Consider the following 3860-nt stretch of genomic DNA (forward strand, 5'->3'; position numbering starts at 1 on the left):
CGGACGCGGTGGCGTTCGCGAACGCGGTCGCCGCGACGGCGACCACTGCCAGGGGAGCGATGGCGGCGTTACCGACTCGCGAAGCGGTGGGTCCGCTGCTCGAGGGCGGGTCGGATCGATGATTCGACGTTCGGAGCAGCGACGAAGTGAACCGCGTGGTTGCAAGCCGGAGTGCTATCCGGGTTTGTGGTGGAGGATGCGATATGGGTATCAACGGTCGCGGCGCGGTTCCCTTCGTAAAGTCGGTCGTCGCGGGGATTCAGGAGAAGAACGTGACGTTCATGGCCGCAGGCATCGCGTATCAGGCGTTTATCTCGTTGATTCCGCTGCTCGTCCTCGTCTTCTTTCTCGTCTCGTTCGTCGGTGACGAGGCGCTCGTCCAACAGGTCTCGTCGACGACCGAGGGCTTCCTCCCCGAGAGCGGGCAGATCATCCTCGAGGACGGGATCGAAGGCGACACCGGAAGCGTGGGAACGTCCGTCATCGGCCTCGTCGTGCTCCTGTGGGGGTCGCTGAAGATCTTCCGGGGGCTGGACACCGCCTTCTCGGAGATCTACGCGTCGACCGCGGAGAACTCCCTGGTCGACCAGTTGCGCGACGGTGCCGTCGTCTTCGGGACGATCGGCGTCGCGCTGGTCGCCGCGGCGGTGACCACCATCGTGTTCGCGTTCTTCCCGAGCATTCCCTTCATCGGACTGTTGAACCCGCTGTTGCTCGTGGTCGGACTAACGATCGCCTTCCTCCCGATGTACTACTTCTTCCCCGACGTCGACGTCTCGGTCCGGGAGGTGCTCCCGGGCGTCCTCGTCGCCGCCGTCGGCTGGGCGGCGCTCCAGACGCTCTTTCAGATCTACGTCGCCCTCTCGAGTAGTTCCGAGTCGGCCGGTCCGATCGGGGCGATCCTGCTCCTGTTGACCTGGCTGTACTTCGGCGGCCTGATACTGCTCGTAGGAGGCGTCGTCAACGCCACTCACTCGGGGCACATCGAGATCGAATCCGACGAGACGGCCGCCGGAGACGAGTCGCTCGAGGGAATTCCCGACGATGCGGGCCGCGATCCCTTCGTCAGTTCGAACCGGGACGAACGCGACCGTCTCGAGGCCCGACTGACCGAACTCCGGCGGGAGCGCGATCAGTTGCGAAACGACCGCGAGGCACAGCGAACCCGTCGGTACCGACTCGAGGATCGCGTCGACGACTTCGAGGCCCGGATCGACCACCTCGAGGCGGATAACGGCGAGCTCGAGGACGAAAACGAGCGGCTTCGGCGCGAACTCGCGGCCGGTCAGGGGTCGTCGTGGCGACGGCGGGCTCGCGGCGTCCTGCGGCGGGCCCGGACGCTAACCGTCGGGTCCGTCGAGAGTCGAAACGAATAGTGCTGGACCGGTAAGCGGTCGACCGGTTGAGAACGAGTTCCTCGTCTCGAACTGCTAGCTGAGAAGCGATACAGTGGAACTACGTCTCACACCAAACCGACCATCCGGTGTGCGGTGGCGCGCGCTGGGCCGCGGTGAATGCCAATGAACCGCGGCACGACGCTGCGCGAGGGATGAGGGAGCGAGTACAGCGAGCGAACGAATCGGTTGGGGAGGGCGTGGCGATTCCGTGTTGCCACGATAGCAGGACGCTTTGTCTCAACTGATCCCTCCAGAACACACCGTTCCATTCACACGGCTACACAACGGATAATCCAAACAGAATCCGGCGAACCGATCCCCGTGGGAGCGATTCTGTGACACGGATGCGATTCGAGTCGGGACATCTTTGTAAGTTCCCGTTCCACCGAAAGCCGTGTCCCATCCAGTTCGTGACGCTCGGCGACGGATCCAGACGGATCACGCGTCGATCATCGCCGGGATCGACACCTGCGCCGACGCGGTCGCCGACCCCTGGGATACCTCGAGAACGACGGACAGCCACGCGGTCGCCGACGGACTTCGCCGACTCCTCGAGGAAACTGGGATACTCGAGGCCCTGCCGAGCGTCCTCGCCGACGTGGTCGAGGCCGCTGGCTACGACCTCCAGGCGAGACCCGTGGCGGGACCGCCCTACGTCGTCGTGACGAGCCGCGGCCCCGTCCTCCGGGCGACGATCGATCCCGGGCGACTCGTGATCCGATTCGACGCGTTCGAGGTAGTTCGCGATTCCGATCCGGACCGCCCGTCAGCCTATCGTCGACTGGACGGGACTCAGCTCGAGGTCTCGCTCGAGTGAACGCGCCGCGGGTCGTCCCGAACCGTCGACGACACTGGATCGATACCGCTCGAACCGACCGGACTACTAACTCAGTTCGCTATATCGCCAGTTATTGTTAACAGACTCGACCATCGAGCGTTGCAGTTAACAAAATACATCTTCGGGATAATAACCCTTATACTCCGGTGGAACCAGCCTCGAGTATGAACCCGACACGACGCGCGCTGCTCAGAGGGGGAGCCGGCGCGCTCGCCGCCGGTACCGTCGCCGGCTGTCTCGACGACATCGACGCGACGAACGCGGACCTCGAGACCGGCTACGCCGCCTTCTTCACCCTCTGGGACTGGGGCCAGCAGGTGAGCGGCGACGCGATCGACTTCGAGAACCCGGTCGGAACCGGCCAGCCCGGCCACGGCTGGTCGCCGAGCGGCGATCTCACTCGTAACGTCGCCGACGCCGGCGCGTTCGTCTACTTCGACACGCCGGAATTTTCGTGGGCACAGGACATCGCGGCGACGCTCGAGGCCGACTACGATACGGTGGCCGTGATCGACGGACTCGAGGGACTCGAGGGGGACCTGCTCGGCTGGGACCACGAGGTCGACGCCGGTGCCCACGCTCACGAGAGCGAGGACGATCACAGCAATGATTCCCACGAGGACGATCACAGTGGCCACTCACACGACAGTGGGGACGGCCACGGCGACGAGACCCACGACGGCCACGATCACGACCGGTCGTCGGTGGATCCCCACGTCTGGCTCGACCCCGTTCTCGCGCAGGATATCGTCGACACCATCGCGTCGGGGCTCGCCGACGCCGATCCGGACAACGCCGGGACCTACGAGGACAACGCCGCCGCGTACTCGGACGATCTCGCAGCTCTCGACCAGCGATTCGAAGACCTCGTCGACGCGGCCACCCGTCAGGTCGCCGTCTTCGCCGGTCACGACTCGTTCACCTATCTCCAGGAGCGCTACGGGTTCGAACTCCACACGCCGACCGGCGTCTCCCCGCAGGAAGAGCCGAGCCAAGACGCGATATCGGAGACGATCGATCTGGTCGACGAGGAGGGAATCGAGACGATCCTCTACAGCCCCTTCGAAGATCGCGACGGGCAGTACCCGCCGCTGGTCAACACCATCATTCGGGACACCACCCACGAGATCGACGCGATGCCGATCACGCACCTCTCGGGAACCCTCGCGAAGTGGCAAGAGCGGGACTGGGGCTACCTCGAGCAGATGGAAGAAATAAACGTCCCCGCGTTCAGAGAGGCACTAGACGCACAGTGACCGTCGTCGACCTCGAGAACGTGACGTTCGCCTACGGCGAGCAGCCGGCGGTGAAGGACGTCTCGTTGCGGGTCGAAGAGGGCGATTTCCTCGGGCTGATCGGCCCCAACGGCTCGGGCAAGACGACCCTCCTGCATCTCATGCTCGGACTGCGCAGTCCCGACAGCGGCTCGATCGAACTATTCGACGAACCCGTCGACGAATTCGACGACGGCGAACGGATCGGCTACGTCTCCCAGCAGGCGACCAACCGCGGCGACTCCATGCCGGTCACCGTCCGCGAGGTCGTCACCATGGGCCGGTTCGCCCACGCGGGCCGCGGCCGACTGACCGACGAGGATCGCGCGACCGTCGACGAGGCCCTCGAGA

4 protein-coding genes and 1 pseudogene are annotated in these 3860 nt (G+C 64.9%); all 5 read left to right on the top strand.

The annotated features are described in order from the left end of the window. A pseudogene (locus PGX04_RS34860) lies at nucleotides 1–122 on the top strand (carbohydrate kinase); the annotation flags it as partial. Nucleotides 123–203: 81 nt separating this feature from the next. Next, complete coding sequence (locus PGX04_RS30410; RefSeq protein WP_273741897.1) at nucleotides 204–1376, top strand: YhjD/YihY/BrkB family envelope integrity protein; 1173 nt, start codon at nucleotides 204–206, stop codon at nucleotides 1374–1376. A gap of 415 nt (nucleotides 1377–1791) precedes the next feature. Further along, the gene (locus PGX04_RS30415) at nucleotides 1792–2214 is read left to right on the top strand and encodes a DUF7988 family protein (protein ID WP_273741898.1); all 423 of its coding nucleotides are present in this window, start codon (nucleotides 1792–1794) and stop codon (nucleotides 2212–2214) included. Nucleotides 2215–2399: 185 nt separating this feature from the next. After that, nucleotides 2400–3491 carry a metal ABC transporter solute-binding protein, Zn/Mn family gene (locus PGX04_RS30420; protein ID WP_273741899.1) on the top strand — a complete coding sequence of 364 codons (1092 nt, stop codon included), beginning with the start codon at nucleotides 2400–2402 and terminating at the stop codon, nucleotides 3489–3491. Continuing rightward, a partial coding sequence (locus PGX04_RS30425; RefSeq protein ID WP_273741900.1) for a metal ABC transporter ATP-binding protein occupies nucleotides 3488–3860 on the top strand: 373 nt, incomplete at its 3' end. The genes PGX04_RS30420 and PGX04_RS30425, both read left to right, overlap by 4 nt.

This window comes from Natrinema soli (genome assembly GCF_028618695.1).